Raw genomic sequence first — 18,444 nt, 5'->3', positions numbered from 1 at the left:
CTGTAGTTAGAGCAACCTGGATGCAGCTTTTGCAACCGGGTTGCAGGGAAAAGTGCGTACTTTTGCACCCGAAGTTTCTCGGGGGCGTGCTTTTGCCTATCCGTAATTATGAATCAATAAAAAGAAAAAAATGAAAAGAATATTAGTGGTTGCCGTTGCGGCAATCTTGGCCTGGTGTGGTTTCACCTTTCTCTCAAACCACGCCGGAGCAGAGGCTCATGCTGCCGGAGACGGACATGAGCATGAAAATGAAGAGGTGGATTTCGACAACATTCCGCTCTCTCAGAAACAGGTAGATGCTGTAGATTTGAAGATGGGCGAGGCGATTGACCGCGTGATGGATGCTACGATTGCAGCCAACGGCCAGCTTGTTTTGCGCGCCCAGAACAAGGGCGATGTGGCTTCGCTCATGGGGGGCGTGGTGAAGGCTATCTATGTAAAGGAAGGACAGAATGTGAAGCGCGGACAGATTGTGGCTTTGGTTGAAAATACCGATGTGGTCAGTCTGCAACGAGAATATTATTCTGCCAGCAAGGAGTGCGAACTGGCTCTTGCCGACCTGGAGCGACAGAAACTGCTGAACAGGACAGGAGCTGGCGTCAAGAAGAATGCGCAACAGGCTGCCAAGGAGTATCATGTGGCACACGCCAACCTCATCGGCATCGGCAAGCAGCTCGCCCAGATGGGCATTTCTACCGCCGCCGTTGCCAGGGGGAAGTTTACCACAGCCTTCCCTTTGCGTGCTCCTATTGCGGGTACGGTTTCGCAGATTACAGCCAGTCTGGGCAGCTTTGCCGATATGCAGACGCCGCTCATGAAGATTCAGAACAACCAGGCTGTAGAGTGCGATCTGAACATCTTTGAGAAAGATCTGCAGAAGGTAAAGCCGGGCGATAAGGTTTATCTCTCGCTTACCAATCAGCCGGGCGTAAAACTTGCAGGTCATGTTTACGGCTTAAACCAATACTTTAACGATAATTCGAAATCAGTTGCTGTTCATGTAAAAATAGATGCGCAGTCTCTTAAAACAAGTGGCGTTCACGGCTCAGCCCGACTCTTCGACGGAATGTACGTAAGTGGCAAGATAGCTACGGGAAGCCAGTCGTGCATCGCCCTTCCATCCAAGGCCATCGTCACTACCGACGGCAAGCAGTTTGTCTTTGCTCTGAATGGCAAACCAAAGAAGGGCGAGTACAGTTTCTCCCGCCATGAGGTCATTACGGGCGTTTCGGACGGAACTTATACCGAGGTAAAACTCTGCAAGCACCTGAAGCAGGAAGGAAAGAAAATTGTGACAGAAAACGCGTATTATCTGGCTTCGCTCACGGGCGAGCATGCAGATGAGCATTAATATAATATCAAGGTAAGCTTTTTCATCAATAAAGAGCTTTTAAAAGAAAGACAGATTATGTTTCAGAAACTGATTACTTACTCCATCCGCCACAAGCTGGTGGTGGGTGTTTTCACGATAGCCCTTATCATCTGGGGCATCGTTTCGCTCATCCATCTTCCTTTCGATTCCACACCAGATATTACCGACAATCAGGTTCAGGTCATCACCCAGGCGCCTTCGCTCGGAGCGCAGGAGGTGGAGCAATACGTTACTACTCCGGTGGAAATGGCGCTTGCCAACATCCCCGAACTCAAGGAGCGGAGAAGCATCTCGCGAAGCGGACTCTCGGTCATCACCCTCGTTTTTGATGATGATGCCGACATCTACTGGGCTCGTTCGCAGATAAGCCAGATGCTGCCCCAGGTGGAGAAAGATTTGCCCAAGAATACGGAAACAGAGATGGGACCGATTGCTACCGGACTAGGCGAGATTTACCATTATACCGTGCGTGCCGAGAAAGGTTACGAGCACAAATATTCGCTTACCCAGCTGCGAACCATCCAAGACTGGATTGTGAGAAAGCAACTCTCGGGAACCCCGGGCGTGGCGGAAGTGAGCGGCTGGGGAGGCTACGTGAAGCAATACGAAGTGGCCATCAATACGGATAAGCTCAACGCCAGCAATCTTACCGTGAGCGAGGTGTTTGATGCGCTCGAAAAGAATAATGCCAACACGGGCGGAAGTTACATAGAGGAAAATTCCAACCAGTATTTCATCCGCGGCATAGGCGTGGTGAAGAGTCTGGAAGATGTGGCAAACATCTCCGTCAAAACCGTTAACGGCACTCCTGTTAAGATAGGTGATGTGGCGAAGGTTCAGCTGGGTCACGCCACCCGTTTCGGAGCCGTTACCCGAAATGGCGAGGGCGAAGTGGTTGCCGGAATAGCCATCATGCTGAAGGGCGAAAACTTTCAGGAGGTTATCAGGAATGTGAAGTTGCGCATAGAGCAGATTCAGAAATCTCTGCCCGAGGGCGTGGTTATCGAACCGTTTATCGACCGAACCAACCTGGTTGACCGTGTAGAGGGAACCATTGCCCGAAACCTGATTGAGGGCGGACTCATCGTCATCTTCGTGCTGGTTATCTTCCTGGGCAACTGGCGGGCCGGACTGGTTGTGGCGAGTGTCATTCCGCTCAGCATGCTCTTTGCTTTCGGCATGATGAAGACCTTCGGAATCGACGGCAATCTGATGTCGCTCGGAGCCATCGATTTCGGTATGATAGTCGATTCAGCCGTCATTATCGTAGAGGCTGTTGTGGCCCATCTGGGCGTGAAGAGTATTGAGCGGAGGGCGAGAAATTCTTCCGATACTCCCATCCGTTTTTCCCAGGCAGAGATGGATGAGGAGGTTCATGATTCCGCTTCGCGCATCCGCAAGAGTGCGGCATTTGGCGAAATCATCATCATGATAGTTTACATTCCGCTGATGACGCTTGTGGGCATCGAGGGCAAGATGTTCCGTCCGATGGCGCTTACCGTTTTCTTCGCCATTCTGGGGGCCTTCATCCTCTCGCTCACCTATGTTCCGATGGCAAGTGCGCTCTTCCTGAGCAAGAAGGGACATGTGCATAAAACCTTCAGCGATAGGATGATAGAGAAACTGCAGGGCTGGTACCGACCGGTTCTGGAATGGGTCTTGGCGCGATATAAGGATGTGATTACCGGCGCCGTTTCGCTCTTCTGCATGAGTGCCGTAGCCTTCCATTTTCTGGGTGGAGAATTCATTCCGAGCCTGGAAGAGGGCGATTTTGCGGTAGAAATGACCATGTCGCAGGGCACTTCGCTCTCGCAGATGGTAGAGAGTTGCTCCAAGGCGGAGAAACTTCTGAAGGCTGAATATCCTGAAATCAAGCAGGTGGTGAGCCGCATAGGTAGCGCCGAGATTCCTACCGACCCGATGCCTGTGGAAAGGGCCGACATCATGGTGGCGCTCAAGCCGAAAGCCGAGTGGACTTCGGCTGAAACTACCGCCGAACTGATGGAGAAGATGGAAGAAACCCTGAAGACGATTCCGGGCTTGGAGGCTGAGATTTCGCAGCCTATCCAGATGCGCAACAACGAGTTGCTTACGGGCATCAAGCAAGATGTGGCGATTAAGATCTTTGGCGACAATCTCGATGTGCTTACCCAGCAAGCTGATAAGGTTTCCAGAATGATCAGGAATGTGCCGGGCGTGAGCGGAATCTTCGTTGAAGAGGTATCGGGACTGACTCAGATTCAGGTAAAATACAACCATGAACGCATGGCGGCTTATGGGGTAAATGTTGACGAAATCAACCGCATTCTTGAAACTACCTTTGCAGGCGCCACGGCTGGGTCCGTTTACGAAGGTGATAAAAAATTTAATATCGTTCTGCGTCTTGACCCTAAGGAGCGCAACTTCCAGTCGCTCCAGTCGCTCCGTATTCCGCTGGCTGGTGGCGAGAGCATTCCGCTTTCCCAGTTGGCTGATGTGGTTTACGAACCGGCTCCGGCTCAGGTTTCTCATGAGAATGGCGCCCGCCGCATCTACGTAGGTTTCAACGTGAAGGGTAGGGACGTGCAGAGTACCGTGAAGGATATTCAGTCCCTTCTTGATGAGAAACTGAAGCTGCCTGAGGGCTACTATTATAATTATGGTGGCGAGTTTGAAAATCTTCAGAGTGCCACCCAGCGCCTGCTTATCGTGGTTCCGGTAGCGCTCATCATCATTCTGCTGCTGCTCTATGCCACGGTCAAGAATCTGCGCGAATCACTCTTCGTGTTCTCCACCATTCCGCTTGCTGCGATAGGTGGCGTCTGGGCGCTCTGGTTGCGCGGAATGCCTTTCAGCATTTCGGCGGGCGTAGGTTTCATCGCCCTCTTTGGTGTGGCGGTTCTCAACGGCATCGTGCTGATAGGTCAGATGAACCAGATGCAGAAGCAGGCGGCTGCGGTTCCTGAGGAGAATGGCGCAAGTTTGGCGGCTGTTATTCAGAAAAGAATTATTGACAGTTGCATGATTCGTCTCCGTCCGGTTCTGATGACGGCTCTGGTAGCCTCTATGGGCTTCCTCCCGATGGCATTATCCCATGGCGATGGAGCCGAAGTCCAGCGTCCTCTTGCCACGGTTGTGATTGGCGGTCTCATTACCAGCACGCTCCTCACGCTCCTGGTTCTGCCAGCCATCTACAAGATGTTTACGAAAAAGTAAGATTTCAAGATATGAAAATAATGAACAGAAAAAAGATAACAGAAAATAGGGTGGTGGCTTGTTTTGCCGCCATCCTTCTCCTGCTGCCATCCCCAGCAGGAGCCCAGCATTTTGATGCTCATATTGCGGGCAGGAAAGTAACCCTGCAGGAATGTTTCGATTTAGCTGCCCGACAGAACCTTCAGATGCAGGCTGGAAAGAAGTCGGTAGAACGTGCGCAGGTAATGCAAGGCACGGCTTGGGAGCTGGATAAAACCGAGGTTGCCTTCTCGCAAAACCCTGCCACGGGAGGCGAATCGGACAACGGATTTACCTTCACCCAGAGCCTCGATTTTCCTACCGTCTATGCCTCGCGCCGCAACCAGCTCAAGGCTGAAACCCAGGCAGAAAAGAGCCGCTTGAATGTGGTAAGCCAGCAACTGAAGGCTGAAATCGCCAACACCTATTATCAGATGCTTTATCAGGCTCACAGACTTCAGATATTACAGCGAATCGACTCAGTATTAGAGCGTTACAGCAAGATAGCAGAAATGCGTTACAAGGCAGGAGAGAGCCGCCAGCTGGAATATCTCTCTGCCGACCGTAAATGCAACGAAAACCGCTTGGAAATGGCTGATGTGAAGAGCGAAATCGAGCGCCTGCAAATCGACCTCATGTCGCAGCTCAACACGCAGGAGCCCGTAAAACCGGCAGAAGAGAATCTCTCGGCCATCGCAGCCCAGAATCTCAATACCTATAATTATCAGCAGTCTGCCGACGGTCTTTACCAGCAGGATAAGCTCATCGCTCTCGATAAGGAAATCAAGGCAGCCAAGACGGGTTTTGCTCCGAGTTTATCCTTATCTTTGCGCACCCAATGTGTCATTTCCAGTTGGAATCCATACAACATAGACCGTTCAAGATTTGCCGAGGGCAATTTCTTCGGTTTCGAGATTGGCGTAGGCATTCCTTTATTTTATGGTTCTACGAAGGCAAAGGTCAAGGCAGCCCAGAAAGACCGCGAATTGGCTGAAATCGAAATGCGCCAGGAGCAGACAGAAAAAGAGCGCGATTACCGTCTCTGTACGAAGCGCCTGCAGGCAGCATCCAACCGTCTGAAATATTACGAGCAGAACAACCAGGCACATTCTGCGCAAATTTCGAAGTTGAGTGCGATAGAATATGAAAATGGCGAAATTTCGTATATTGAATATGTGAATGCCATCGAGGAAACCATAGATGTTCTGATGAAGCATGCTGATGCGATTAATGAATACAACCAGGCAGTCATCGCCATCCAGCGGCTCACGGGCATCATGTAAGATTCTGTTCTGAGATTTTTCTTTTTGATTGAAATGAGAATTTATCTCAGAACAGGCAGAAAGTAAGAAATGATCAGAAAGGGGTGAACCGGTTCCATTTTCAGGCTCCAAATTTCACCTCTTTTTTTATCTTATAACGCCTATTTACCATAATACCGGTTAGAATTAAAAAAGAGGAAAGTAAAAAAGGAGGAAATTTTTCCGTTATCAGCCACACATGATTACATTTCGATAATTGTCATTTTCTTCATTTCAAAATTCTCCCTTTACATGATATTCAGATTCCTTCAGTTTTCCTGCACAAAACCACAAATTTTTGATAAACCACCAAGAAAAATGCTCAAAAAACTTTGCTTATTCCAAATAATAATCTTAACTTTGCGGCATAAAAACAAAAAGTTGGTTTCGATTATGGCAAAAACAGAAAGACAAAAGCGAATCTATCGCAAGCGCATCCCTTATGGAATGCAGAATTTCGAGGATGTTATCAAGGAAGATTGCTACTTTGTTGACAAGACTCCTTTCATTGAGAATATAGAAGAATCAAACAAATATTTCTTCTTCATACGCCCTCGCCGTTTCGGAAAGAGCCTTACAATCTCCATGCTCGAAAACTATTACGACATCAATAAGAAAGATCAGTTCGAAAGCCTCTTCGGAAAACTTTACATCGGAGAAAATCCTACCCCCGAACGCAACAGTTATCTTATCCTGCATCTGAATTTTGCCATGATTTCAGCAGGATTGGATAATTATAAAAAGGGACTTGATGCCCATTGCAACAACAAGTTCAATTCCTTCTGCAGCAGATACGCCCACCTATTGCCACCGGGCATAAAGGAAGAGATGAACCAGAAGGAAGATGCCGTTGCCCAATTGGGATTTCTATGCGACAAATGTGCTGAAACAGGCTTGAAGATTTATCTCTTCATCGATGAGTACGATCATTTTAGCAATCAGATTCTTGCCCACAAAGAGCATGAAACCCGATACCGCGAGCAGACTCACGGCGAGGGATATTTGCGCCATTTCTTCGACACAATCAAGGGAGCTGCAGGAGATTCGTTGGGTAGAGTCTTCGTTACAGGAGTAAGCCCCGTAACCATGGATGATCTGACCAGCGGTTTCAACATTGGAACCAACTATTCCCTATCTCCTGAGTTCAACGAGATGGTAGGATTTACCGAGGATGAAGTACGTGAAATGCTGGCTTATTACTCTAGCGTGCTGCCATTCCGCCATAGCGTGGATGAGCTTATAGAAGTGATGAAACCATGGTATGATAATTATTGTTTCAGCATCAGAAGATATGGCAAGACAACCATGTACAACTCCGTGATGGTGCTCAATTTTGTGGACAATTACATTCGCAACGATTATGATATTCCTGATAGCATGTTGGAAACCAACATCCGCATCGATTACGACAAGATTCGCATGCTCATCCGCCACGACAAGGAGTTTTCCCACGATGCCAGCATCATACAGGATATTGTAACCAAGGGATACACCACGGGAACCCTGATGGAGAATTTCCCCGCCGAGCGCATCAACGATCCTGACAATTTCCTGAGTCTGCTCTTTTATTTCGGCATGGTAACGATAGGCGGCACCTACCAGGGCAACACCCGCTTTGTTGTTCCCAACGAGGTGGTACGAGACCAGATGTACACCTATCTGCTGGATACCTACAAGGAGAACGACCTCACCTTTGAGCAATACGACAAGACCCAACTGGAGAGCAAGCTTGCCTACGAAGGCGCATTCAAGCCCTACTTCGCCTACATAGCCGATTGCCTGAAGCGCTTCTCTTCCCAGCGCGACAAGCAGAAGGGCGAGGCCTACGTTCATGGTTTCACCCTGGCGATGACGAGCCAATGCAAGTTCTACCGTCCAATCTCGGAACTGGACAACGATGGCGGTTATGCCGACATATTCCTCCTACCCCTCTGCGACATTTATAAGGACATGGAAGATTCCTACATCGTGGAGCTGAAATATTGTAAGCCGGGCACCAGCGATGTGCAGTTGAACCATCTCTTCGAGGAAGCCTCTGCTCAGATAAGGCGCTACGCCGATAGCGACATCGTGCGCGAATCAGTAAAAACCACGAAACTTCATCAGCTCGTCGTGATTTACCGGGGAGCAGAGATGGCGATGTGCGAGGAGGTAGAATAAATAGAGCGAAATAAAAGAGAGAAAGGGCTATGTAAAATCTGCCAACGAGGTAATTTCTACCATCGACCGAGGGCTGGAAATCGGGCACAGTTATTTCTGTCAGGCAGAGGGTTGTGAAGATTTTTCTGTCTGGTGGAGCGATATCTGTGAGTATGAATTGTTTCCGTATCTTCGTGAAATCTGCTTCGATGATGAGGATAAATATGAGTTAATCTGCAACAAACTGAAGTTCAGAAATGCAACAGAAAATTCCAATTGAAAATCTGTATTATCTGCTCTGTTATGCCTGGGGCGTAAGCGACCAGCTTGACAAGGTAAAGGTGGATGGCGAGAAATGCCATTCGCTGGAGAACCTATTGTCCATGGTTTTGCTCAACGCCTGCGATAGGCTTTTGCGCCAAGGACTTTTGAGAGAATATCGGTTTGAGGAGCAGGAGGTGGATGGCGTTCGTGGCAAGCTGAATCTTGCTGAGACTTTGAAAAGCGGTAAGCATCTGAACGACAGAACCATCTGCCAGGTAGATGAGCTTACGCAGGATGTAGTTATCAACCGAGTTATCTTTTCTACCTTGAAGAGACTGATGAGGATAGAGGGTATTGATGAGGACATCAGAGCCAGGTTGCGAAAGACTTTGGCAAGATTTCCTCATATTGAGGAGATTCGGGTTACTGAAGGTTTGCTGGGGCGGCTTCTTCAGCATAGGTTTTGCTGGGGGTATTCGCTGGTTCTTAATATCTGCCGGTTGATTTGGGACTCTACCCTTCCCTGCAAGGATAAGGATGGCAGACTGGAGTTTTTTGATTTCACGGAGGATGAGTTTCGGATGAACTGCATCTTTGAGCGATTCCTCATGAATTTCTGCAAACTGAATTGCCGGGATGAGTATCCTGAGGTGCATCGGGAATATATTGATTTCCAACTTTCACCTTTCGGGATGATGTTTAAGGAGGCTGGCGAGGCTCTGCCGATGATGGAAACCGACGTGACGCTTTTCAATCCGAATACGCAGGAGAAGCTTATTCTTGATGCCAAGTTCTACCGCGAGGCGCTGGTTTCGAAGTTTGGTGGCAGGGAGAAGGTTCGCAGGGATCATCTCTCGCAGATTCTTTCTTACGTGATGAACCAGGAAGACCGGAGCAAGCCGCATACTCTGAATGCTTGCGGAGCTTTGGTCTACCCTACCGTGGATGAGGATTTCGACTTTTCTTATAGGTATAAGGAGACGGGGCATCGCATCTTTGTGAGGACGGTAAACCTGGGGCAACCTTGGAGGAAAATAGAGGAACGGGTGAAGGCGATTGTGAAGGGTGAAGGCAGGGATGAATGGTGAAGATTGGCGATGAAGGACAAGCTTACTTATTTTATTATGGATAGAGATGAAGTTATAGCAAGAGGATTGAGGGTGCATGAAACCCAGCACTCCATGAAACGCAGAAGTCTATGGCATGATTACCATGGAAGGGGTACTTATATGCTGACGCTTGTGGTGGAGGGACGCATGCCTCTGCTGGGGAAACTGTGGGGACGGGTGGATGCCCGTCCTGGGGATGGTGATGCGCCGAAAGTGATGCTTTCTGAACTGGGGATTGCCATCGCGAAGGAGGAGATTCCGAAGATTCATAAATATTACCCCCAGGTGGAGGTTTGGAGGGTTTGCATCATGCCTGATCATATTCACCTGATTGTGAGGGTGAAGGAGGACTTGAGAGGGGGACAAGCGATGGAATCGCTTGGAACGGAGGCTCGAGGGGGACAGGCTTCGGCTCTGACCAAAGAAGCTAACTTAGCTCAAACTAAAGGAGCTAACCAGGCTCAAACGGAAGGGGCTAACTTGGCTCTGGCTGGAGGGGCTAACCAGGCTCAAATTGGAGAGAATGAGGCGGGCTCGATTGGGATGACGGCGAAAAGAGAGAAAGAGATGGGTTCGCTGGGAATGGTGATAAAGGGGTTTAAGATGGGATGCAACAAGGCTTACTGGAGAATTTATGGGATGAATACGGCACCAAGGAAGGGGCTCTTTGAATTGGGGTATAATGACAAGGTTCTGCTACATGAGAGACAACTGGAGGGATGGAAGAAATACTTGGATGATAACCCGAGAAGACTGATGGTGAAGAGGTTGAACCCCGGACTTTTTACCGTGATGCAGAATAAAGAGGTGGCGGGACGCAAATGCCAGATGGTGGGAAACTGTTTCTTGCTCGATATTCCTGATAAGGTGGCGGTCGTTGTACATCGCCGGTATTCTGAGGGGGATTTGGCTCGCTTGCGCAGGGAATGGCTGGCTTGCGGAGAACGTGGGGGCGTGCTGGTGAGTGCTGCTATCTCGACTAAGGAGAAGGAGGTTTTGCGCGAGGCAATGAACCGGGGGTATCGTATCGTGCTCTTGAGGGAGAATGGTTTCCCGAGGTTGTATAAGCCTTGCGGTGAGAGCTTTTATGCCTGCTCTGAGGGGCTGCTGCTTCAGATTAGCCCTTGGGAGTATCATATGGAGAAAAAGACTATTACTAGGGAACAATGCCTGGAACTGAATGTGATGGCGGAAAGGATTGCGGAAGGGAGATAGGGAAAATGGAGGCGCTTGGAGAGGAGGCTGGGTGGAGGGAGAAGGGATAAGGGACAAGCGATGGAATCGCTTGGAACGGAGGCGAGAGGGGGAACTGCTTGGAACGGAGGCGAGAGGGGGAACTGCTTGGAACGGAGGCGAGAGGGAAACGGATATTCTGTTTACTACAATAAAAAGCTTGGTTGAATACGAAAAAATATTGCATCAAATTGCTATTTATACATTAAATTCTGTGAAATTTAAAAATATTCTAGAGTTTTTGTGCTGAATTCATTTTTTTATTTGTATTTTTGCATCAAAACTAAAAGATAATTAATATTAATATATGAAAGCAGATCAGAAAGAAAAATGTCTTCAGGCATATTACCGTACTGATATCGAGCCTACACTAGACCGACTGAATCAGATAAAGGACATAGTCTCTAATTTTGAAAAGAATGGAGCAAATCGCCTCACTTGTGCACTCGAAATGAAGCACAAGGACCTAGACGAAATAGAAAAGCTTTCAGAATTCATAGCTCAAGCCCGCGAAAAAATGGAAAAAGAACTGGAACGACTGAAAAAATTTGAACCCACTTTCAACAATCAATTTGCTACGGACCACAATAACTACTATAATTCTGTAAGCGAAGTTCTAAGACATATCAGAAGCCATCTGTCCCCTCTGAAAATCATTCTCAAGAAATTCTGCCCAAGAAAGCATCCTACGGTTCAAGAATGTGAGACCTACAAGATTTTGCCCAAATCGGTAATCGATGCATCATTACTAGGAGATGAAATTTATGAGGCAGATTTGTTTAAACTCGATAGTTTTCCGGCAGAAGTACAGGGGCTGTATAACGAGATGATAAAATTCTTCAAGGCTGAAAAGGAATGCATGGATATCTGCACAGAAATATTAGAAGAGGAACGGGATATACGCAAAGACCCCATTAAGAGCAAATGCATATTGGATAAATACAGACAGAATGCATATAAACGTATGGAAAATTGGATTATGCTTATCTCCGAAGATACAATAGAATATCTCAAGGCTACAACTCCAGCTTATCATGCATACCAGCAATATGCTTCGGAGGAAGGATTTGCACAAGGAGAATTCCATAAGCAGAACTGCGCTTCTATGGATCATCTTTGCCTTATCGAAGCTGTGACAGAAAATGATGATATTACCATTAAAGAGAAAGTGCTTTGGGGCAATAATCCGAAAACCATAAAGAAAATCAGATATGTAATAAGCCACTTCGATGAACTGCTGCCAGCAAGATTCAAGCATAAACTGATGGGAATGTATGAATATATTTTCTGTCAATGGGCCTTGCCTGAGAATGTGAAACAGGCTGTAGATTACTTCCTGGAACATTACAACGGAATCTACAAACCCGTAAAATATGCTGCAGTAAACAAGCATAGCCTGGGATATGACAAGAACTCAAAAATGGTAAAAGATTTTACGGCAGGTATCAATGTAATTTTTGCAAATAGCAATAATGCTGAACTGATGGATTTTAGTGCTTAAAAAGTAGATTTAATTATGAGCGAAATGACTCGAAACTCATAAAAAGTGTATCAGATTAATGGCTGATACACTTTTTTTTGTTTGTTTTTCAAATGGTAATCTACTTTCCAAGAAAAACAGATTTACTTTGTGAGAAAAGTAGATTCCCGGTAACCTCCTAATCTACTTTTCTGTTTCTTATAATCTACTTTGCATTCTTGTAATCTACTTTTTAACTTAGATAAACATCTATAATTCGAAAAATGTAAATATTATTCTGTTCACTTCTATCTACTTTTTTTCTTGGTTATCTCTCCCAAAATCCCGACCTTTGCAGCACCAAACCACATCAGACCTGGGCAAGCGAAGACCGAAGCCTGTTTCGAATTTGGCTGATGCGGAATGAAGGTCCCCTCTCATCGAAACGGAGGGAATAACCGGAAAGACGACAATTATGTCTAAAATGATTTTCTACCCAAACACAGAATTGGGTATCGACCTCAAGTTGATGACTAAGGAGCCAGGGCGCATGGCCGTTGGCGAGTATCTGGATGGAGCCATCACGCACGACGGCGAAGATCACTTCACATTCGTGCAGAATGACTCCGAGAAGAAGAAGGATAAGGTGGTACAGAGAAATCCGCACGTGTATGAAGGAACGTACATCAACGTGAACCGGAAGAAAGACGGTACGCTCTACCCTACCTTCAACCGCCCGCAGTTCTCAGAGCACTTCACCTTCCAGGACTTCTGCCAGGGTGCCGCCGACGAGCTGCGCATCATTAGCGGCAAGAGTGATGACAGATAAACGGAGTTGAGGCTTTCTAGAGGAAATGGGGACTTCGGGGAGGCTGGTAACAGACTCAAAACAGAAGTGATTTTCGGGCAAGCGTTCCAGTTGTTCCAGTTGTTCCAAATAGGTTTTCATAGGACAATATCTCTTTATAGAGACTCTATAACTACTTAATATATAGATAGTTATATATATAAGAAGGTGGAATGGAACGCTCAAAAAATTAATTGGAACAACTGGAACTGGAACGCTCCATCCAACTCCACTTCTCTCTAAAAAGCTCATAATCAATAAATTAAGAAGAAATGAAGACAAAAAATTTGAAGTATAATATCACAATTTCAACCGCTCCGACGATGCCAAAGTTGGGAAAAGGCACCGAATGTGTGCAACTTTTGCTCTCTCAGGTATCAAAAGACATGCATGAGCCCTTAGTTCCGATGCTCTTTCCGATACTCGGAGCGCAGGTAAGTGAGGCGAAATTTCAATATCCCGACCTCAGTTGGAAGGAATTATGTGGTATGATGGCCAATCTCGTGGCCGATTCGGGCTGTAATAAGGGACAACTGTCCAACATCGTGGAAGCTATCTGTCACAACTTCCGTGAACATGATGAGAAGGAACTTGATAAGCTTGTGGAATGGCAGAGACAGATGAAAACGAAGTCTGCCAACAAGGAGAAACCGGCACGCCCGGATGTGAGTTTTTGGTTTCCACCCTCAGATGTCACCAACGCCGCCTTCATCCAGAATGCCATGGGATGCGAGAAGTTGGGCGAGAGAACGCAATACCTCAATCTGCCCGAGGTGGAGATGGCGGACCGGATGTGTGGCGGACATAAGCAGATATCTCAGATGCTGCGCAATATCTACGACCGCCAGCGAGCCGGAGCTCTGAGAGCAACGGCAGACGGCATAACAGGTAATCCGGTTCTGCGCGCCAATCTCACGCTCTCTTCTACCCCATTTGCAGCCCGCAAGTTTTACAAGAACGAGCTCTTCAATGGTACTTTCGGCCGAATGGTATTCTCTTATAAGGCGCGCCAGGCGCGAGTGGGAAAGATCCCAAGACAGGGTGAATATGATGCCGGTTTCTTTGAAAAGCTGGATGAGTATCTGGTGAAACTCAGCATCTGTAAGGGACGGTTTATCATCAAGCCTCTGAACTCGCTTACCGACCGTCTGGCGGCAGATATGGCTACGCTTGCTGACTTGACGGATGATGATGTGCTGTGGGATATCTCGAAGCGCTCCATCGTGTCGGCATGGAAGGCGGGCTGCCTGCTCTGGGTGCTGAACGACCAGACATGGACGAAGGCGATGGGGGAACTTGTGGAGTGGCTGGTTTATCACGATATCTGGAGCAAGATGCAGCTATTCGCCGACCTGCTGAACCAGGATGCTGACTCGGTAAGCGAGGCACAGCGAAGAGGACCTAAGAACCTGCTTGACGACCTGCCAAACCCTTTCAACGAGGCGCAGCTGGAATCGCTCCGCTTGCAGCTGGGGAAATCGAAAGATGGCACGAAGGGGCAAATCAGAAAATGGGTGTTTCGCAAGTTTATCACCTTTTCGGCAGAAACGGGGCTTTATACTAAGACTGAGGAGTACTTGACTGGAAGCGGGACGAGCGATGGAATCGCTCGGAACGGGGGCAAGAGTGGCGGCTCGCTGATGACTGGAGGCAGAAAGAAGAAAGAGGCTGCTGGGCAGAAAGAGGCTGCTGGGCAGAAAGAGGCTACTGGTGACGGGCAGAAGGAGATGGCTGCTGATGCCAAGAAAAAGAAAGGGAAACAGAAATGATGGAGAAATATGAGATTCAGAAACTGCGCGAACTTCCGATAGAGAAGGTCGCGAAACAGATGGGGATGAAGGTGGAGCACCATAAGGCGCTCTGCCCCTTCCATGACGACCACCACGCCAGCCTCACGTTCAGCAAGACCAAGAACAGCTGCAGATGCTATGTATGCATGAGAAACTCCATCGGCACCATCGACCTGGTGATGCGATACCTGGGGAAGGATTTTCCGGCGGCTTGCCGATGGCTCGCTGGGGAACATCAGATTCAGCTGGAGGAGGATTCTTCTTCGGAGAAAAGCTCTTCCTTAGGGGGCTCTTCGGGCAGAGGGGTTTCTTCAGGCTCTTCGTCTGGTAGTTCTTCTTCGGGTAATAATTCGGGGAAATCTTCCTTCGATGCAAGCAGGTATGCTAGATTCTTCGAACATCCCTGGCTCAACCAGGCAGCTCGGAGATTTCTCTTCGAGGAGAGGAAGATTGACTGGAGAGTGGTGAACTGGTGTAGACTGACTTCATGGACGGATAAGAAGGGCATCAACTGGCTGCAGATTCCTTACTTCGATACCGATGGGCGGCTTATAGGTATTCAGAACCGGAACCTGGATTACAAGAAGGAGCAGGATGCTCCCCGCTTCCGGTTCCCTTACGGCGCAAGATGCAGCATCTATAACCTGCCGGTTGTGAAGAGACTGAAACCGGGCGAAAGGCTGTTTATTACGGAGGGATGTAGCGATTGCTGGGCGATGCTTTCTGCCGGACATAAGGCGATTGCCATCCCTTCTGCCACGCTTCTCAAACCTGAGGATAAGCAGGTGCTGACGGATATCGGAAGACTGTATCAGGTGGAATTCCACATGTTTCCTGATCAGGATGTACCGGGCGAAAGCCTCTTCATGCAACTCAGGGAGATGCTCCCCCAGCTGGTTCACCACCAGTTGCCACCGGGCTGCAAGGATTTCAGCGAATACTATCTTTTAGGGGCTGCACCTTCCGGGAGCAGGGAGCCGAAGAACAAATGATTAAAAAATTAAGATTATGGAAGATTTTATAAACCGCACGTATACGAAGAAGGAACTGGGGCTGATGTACTTTCCTGAGAGTATGCCACGCACGGCCGTGAATCATCTCATGAGTTGGATTCGGCGATGCCAACCGCTCTGGGATGAATTGCAGGAGATGGGGTATGAAAAGACTTGCAAGTCGTTCACACCCAAGCAGGTAAAGGCTATTATCGATAACCTCGGGGAACCAGAATAAAATGTTCCGCTATCGCATGGTATCGCACGCTATCGCACACCTGATAAATCGGGATTTCGTATCTTTGCATCGTGATTCAGAAAGCGCGCAAAATCACTTGCCCAGTTGGAGAAAAAAATCTCCCTAATTGGGAAAATAAAAAAGTAATGAAAACAAGACTCCAAGCCTCGAAACGAGTCGTTTCGCAAAGTACTTCTTCTAAGAGAAATCTGAGGAAAGAGGAAAAAGCGAAACTTAACAGGGGGCAGAAAAAATCATGAACCAGAGCATGAAGGCATTCATCCGGTATCTCATCGTGGCGATTTGCTCAGCCATCGTCACCTTCCTATCCAGCTCCTGCACGGCAGGACTCGTAATCGGAAAGAACCAGCGGCAACATCAGGAGAACAACATCTCCACCAAAGTAGATTCTACTTACTACGTGCCAACCATCACCATCAGGTAGTTTTAGAGTTGATAGTTTATAACAATTTAAAATTCAGAAGATTATGGCAATTAATTTGAAAGCAAAGGAGACCCTTATCCAAGTAGGCGAAATGAAGGGTCAGTACAGATTCATCCTCGGTACCGAACTTTACAACAAGCTCTCAGAGAGCAAGGTTATCAAGGAGGCTGCCATCAGAAGCGGCGTTAGCGTGGGCGTGATGCAGGTTTGCTGGGATGCAGCAGGCGAGGTTATCAAGGCGTGGTGTACCGAAGGCCATTCCGTAGCCGTTCCGGGATTGGGAACCATGCGATTCGGCGTAAGAGCCAAGAGTGTGCCTACCGTAGGCGAAGTGGCTACCAGTCTGATTACCAACCGCCGTGTTATCTTCACTCCAAGCGTTGACATCAAGCGCGAGCTGCAGGAAACCTCCATCCAGATTACCTGTTACGACCGCAACGGCAAGGTGGTGAAAAACGTTACTTCCGACGATAAGGGCGATGTGGAAGACCCAGACAATAACCCAGGTGGCGGCGGTTCGGATAACACCCAGGGCGGCGGAAATACTGAAGGCGGCGGAACCACCGGCGGTAATGAGGGAGACGGTTTGGAGTAAGCGAACTCCCCGAAAAACCGAACAGGAATCCCTGATTTTACCACAATAAGAAAAGAGCCCCTGATGCAAGGAAACGAGCATCGGGGGCTTTTATCTTACTCCATTACATAGAGGATGGATGTATAGAGCTGCATCACGAGAATGTAGAAAAGAAAGCAGGGCGACAGGAGGCGGATGCCTTGATTCATCGCATCATAAACCTGACTGATGCCCTTGATGCTCTCGCTCATGATGCCGTAACTCATGCCCATCACCATGACCGAGAAACAGATGTACGGAATGAGACTATGCGTGAACGGACCCGGAAAGAGGGTTCCTACGGCATTCAGCAGAATGGCATGGGGCAAGAGGGTGAGCGCCAGCATGATACCCGCAGAGATGCACAACTCGATGAGCATCAGGCGCAAGGCCGTGCGCTGGCGATACTGGGTATGGTCGAAATGGAGCACCCTACTCTGCTTTACCACCCCGATGGTGATGCTGATGAGCACCAGCCATACGAGCCATACAGAGGTGAGATGGTCTACAAAATGGCCCATAAACCAGCGGATGCCCTCGGGGCTGGTAAGCGAATGGGTGAACGACTCGGGCATCGCAGCTGTAAGCAGCCACGAAACCAGAATCACCACTACTTCGGCTATTCCCAACGATAATGCCAGATAGGCCAATACTTTCTTATACATTCTTTAAAAAGCGCTTATTGAAACGAATTATTCTTCATCTGCCTGCAGATGGTCGATATCGAGGATGCGGAGCTCGCAGGCTTTCACCACCAGGCGGGTGGCGTTGATGCCCATGCCGTGGTTGCCGTCAGGGAAGAGTTTCTGAACCAGTTCTGCCTGTCGCTTCTCCAGACTCTTTACGCCGAAAGGCATTCCGCGCAGGTTGGTAATCTGCTCCTTGGTGTAACCCAGCGCAAGATGGCGCAGGAAACGCTCGTCATACTCATCAATCTCATAATTCACCAGAGCCTCCTGACGCATCAGCTGACTGTTTACGCTCCGCTTGAAACGGTCTACTATCTTCTGAAGGATAGGCTGGTTGAACACCAGTTTCTTACCTCCCATGCAGCTCGCCACATCGCCACGCGTAAGGAGTTCGCCACTCTTCAGAATGATGCCGTCGCAGCCCGCATCGAGCACATCTACCCAGAGTTTTTCGTTCAGAATTTCTCCTGTAAAGATGAGCACCTTCACGTCAGGATACTGCTCCTTGGTCTGGCGGCAGATTTCTACGCCTACCGTGGTGGAATCGCCCAGTCCGAGGTCGAGCAGAACCAGATCAGGCAACTGCTGCTTGATGAGTTTCCAATAGGCTATTTCGCTCTCGGCAGTACCGATGATTTCAGCCTCGGGAATATCATTCTTGAAGATACCCTCTGTGCCCTTCAGTTCCAGGGGCACGTCTTCTACTATGATGACTTTAAAATTTTCCATTTTCTGATATT

Annotated in this window: 15 protein-coding genes; 13 read left to right on the top strand and 2 right to left on the bottom strand. The window is 48.3% G+C overall.

The annotated features are described in order from the left end of the window. Positions 1–130: 130 nt before the first annotated feature. The 13 genes from ONT08_RS10055 (at position 131) to ONT08_RS09995 (ending at position 16,997) form a co-directional block, all read left to right on the top strand. Positions 131–1,351 (top strand): efflux RND transporter periplasmic adaptor subunit, encoded by a 1,221-nt coding sequence (locus ONT08_RS10055; protein WP_264959843.1) that lies wholly within the window; start codon positions 131–133, stop codon positions 1,349–1,351. Between the two features lie 57 nt (positions 1,352–1,408). Then, entirely contained in the window at positions 1,409–4,567 is a 3,159-nt protein-coding gene (locus ONT08_RS10050; protein WP_264959842.1) for an efflux RND transporter permease subunit, read from the top strand. Positions 4,568–4,587: 20 nt separating this feature from the next. Next, complete coding sequence (locus tag ONT08_RS10045; protein WP_264959841.1) at positions 4,588–5,868, top strand: TolC family protein; 1,281 nt, start codon at positions 4,588–4,590, stop codon at positions 5,866–5,868. Positions 5,869–6,279: 411 nt separating this feature from the next. Continuing rightward, a complete protein-coding gene (locus ONT08_RS10040) occupies positions 6,280–8,046 on the top strand; it encodes an ATP-binding protein (protein WP_264959840.1) in 1,767 nt (588 codons plus the stop codon). Positions 8,047–8,282: 236 nt separating this feature from the next. Then, positions 8,283–9,377, top strand: coding sequence for a 5-methylcytosine restriction system specificity protein McrC (locus ONT08_RS10035; RefSeq protein WP_264959839.1), 1,095 nt, complete (start codon positions 8,283–8,285; stop codon positions 9,375–9,377). Positions 9,378–9,413: 36 nt separating this feature from the next. Next, entirely contained in the window at positions 9,414–10,613 is a 1,200-nt protein-coding gene (locus tag ONT08_RS10030) for a hypothetical protein (RefSeq protein WP_264959838.1), read from the top strand. Positions 10,614–10,938: 325 nt separating this feature from the next. Beyond that, positions 10,939–12,132, top strand: a complete 1,194-nt coding sequence (locus ONT08_RS10025; RefSeq protein WP_117586184.1) for a hypothetical protein — start codon at positions 10,939–10,941, stop codon at positions 12,130–12,132. Between the two features lie 433 nt (positions 12,133–12,565). Further along, positions 12,566–12,919: a hypothetical protein gene (locus tag ONT08_RS10020; RefSeq protein ID WP_117586209.1), complete on the top strand. Its 354-nt coding sequence runs from the start codon at positions 12,566–12,568 to the stop codon at positions 12,917–12,919. 290 nt (positions 12,920–13,209) lie between these two features. After that, a complete protein-coding gene (locus tag ONT08_RS10015) occupies positions 13,210–14,706 on the top strand; it encodes a hypothetical protein (RefSeq protein ID WP_264959837.1) in 1,497 nt (498 codons plus the stop codon). Further along, complete coding sequence (locus ONT08_RS10010; protein WP_264959836.1) at positions 14,703–15,719, top strand: CHC2 zinc finger domain-containing protein; 1,017 nt, start codon at positions 14,703–14,705, stop codon at positions 15,717–15,719. The genes ONT08_RS10015 and ONT08_RS10010 overlap by 4 nt, the downstream gene beginning before the upstream one ends. A 16-nt stretch (positions 15,720–15,735) precedes the next feature. Next, on the top strand, positions 15,736–15,957 hold the full coding sequence (locus ONT08_RS10005) for a DUF4248 domain-containing protein (protein ID WP_264959835.1): 222 nt from the start codon (positions 15,736–15,738) through the stop codon (positions 15,955–15,957). 256 nt (positions 15,958–16,213) lie between these two features. After that, positions 16,214–16,402, top strand: coding sequence for a hypothetical protein (locus tag ONT08_RS10000; protein WP_119236943.1), 189 nt, complete (start codon positions 16,214–16,216; stop codon positions 16,400–16,402). Between the two features lie 43 nt (positions 16,403–16,445). Continuing rightward, entirely contained in the window at positions 16,446–16,997 is a 552-nt protein-coding gene (locus ONT08_RS09995; protein ID WP_118065066.1) for a DNA-binding protein, read from the top strand. A 95-nt stretch (positions 16,998–17,092) separates the two neighbouring features. Here ONT08_RS09995 and ONT08_RS09990 read toward each other — a convergent pair whose 3' ends face one another. Then, complete coding sequence (locus ONT08_RS09990; RefSeq protein ID WP_118065064.1) at positions 17,093–17,680, bottom strand: AbgT family transporter; 588 nt, start codon at positions 17,678–17,680, stop codon at positions 17,093–17,095. A 27-nt stretch (positions 17,681–17,707) separates the two neighbouring features. Further along, positions 17,708–18,433: a DUF5932 domain-containing protein gene (locus tag ONT08_RS09985; RefSeq protein ID WP_264959834.1), complete on the bottom strand. Its 726-nt coding sequence runs from the start codon at positions 18,431–18,433 to the stop codon at positions 17,708–17,710. Between the last annotated feature and the right edge of the window lie 11 nt (positions 18,434–18,444).

Source organism: Segatella copri, assembly GCF_026015465.1.
In the GTDB taxonomy this organism is placed as follows: domain Bacteria; phylum Bacteroidota; class Bacteroidia; order Bacteroidales; family Bacteroidaceae; genus Prevotella; species Prevotella copri_E.
Note: the sequence above shows the minus strand (reverse complement) of the source record. Positions and strands in the feature narration are given on the sequence as shown.

Excerpts from the sequence above, each read along its gene's own strand:
- ONT08_RS10055 (WP_264959843.1), top strand. The coding sequence starts at position 131 with ATGAAAAGAATATTAGTGGTTGCCGTTGCGGCAATCTTGGCCTGGTGT.
- ONT08_RS10050 (WP_264959842.1), top strand. The coding sequence starts at position 1,409 with ATGTTTCAGAAACTGATTACTTACTCCATCCGCCACAAGCTGGTGGTG.
- ONT08_RS10045 (WP_264959841.1), top strand. The coding sequence starts at position 4,588 with ATGAACAGAAAAAAGATAACAGAAAATAGGGTGGTGGCTTGTTTTGCC.
- ONT08_RS10040 (WP_264959840.1), top strand. The coding sequence starts at position 6,280 with ATGGCAAAAACAGAAAGACAAAAGCGAATCTATCGCAAGCGCATCCCT.
- ONT08_RS10035 (WP_264959839.1), top strand. The coding sequence starts at position 8,283 with ATGCAACAGAAAATTCCAATTGAAAATCTGTATTATCTGCTCTGTTAT.
- ONT08_RS10030 (WP_264959838.1), top strand. The coding sequence starts at position 9,414 with ATGGATAGAGATGAAGTTATAGCAAGAGGATTGAGGGTGCATGAAACC.
- ONT08_RS10025 (WP_117586184.1), top strand. The coding sequence starts at position 10,939 with ATGAAAGCAGATCAGAAAGAAAAATGTCTTCAGGCATATTACCGTACT.
- ONT08_RS10020 (WP_117586209.1), top strand. The coding sequence starts at position 12,566 with ATGTCTAAAATGATTTTCTACCCAAACACAGAATTGGGTATCGACCTC.
- ONT08_RS10015 (WP_264959837.1), top strand. The coding sequence starts at position 13,210 with ATGAAGACAAAAAATTTGAAGTATAATATCACAATTTCAACCGCTCCG.
- ONT08_RS10010 (WP_264959836.1), top strand. The coding sequence starts at position 14,703 with ATGATGGAGAAATATGAGATTCAGAAACTGCGCGAACTTCCGATAGAG.
- ONT08_RS10005 (WP_264959835.1), top strand. The coding sequence starts at position 15,736 with ATGGAAGATTTTATAAACCGCACGTATACGAAGAAGGAACTGGGGCTG.
- ONT08_RS10000 (WP_119236943.1), top strand. The coding sequence starts at position 16,214 with ATGAACCAGAGCATGAAGGCATTCATCCGGTATCTCATCGTGGCGATT.
- ONT08_RS09995 (WP_118065066.1), top strand. The coding sequence starts at position 16,446 with ATGGCAATTAATTTGAAAGCAAAGGAGACCCTTATCCAAGTAGGCGAA.
- ONT08_RS09990 (WP_118065064.1), bottom strand. The coding sequence starts at position 17,680 with ATGTATAAGAAAGTATTGGCCTATCTGGCATTATCGTTGGGAATAGCC.
- ONT08_RS09985 (WP_264959834.1), bottom strand. The coding sequence starts at position 18,433 with ATGGAAAATTTTAAAGTCATCATAGTAGAAGACGTGCCCCTGGAACTG.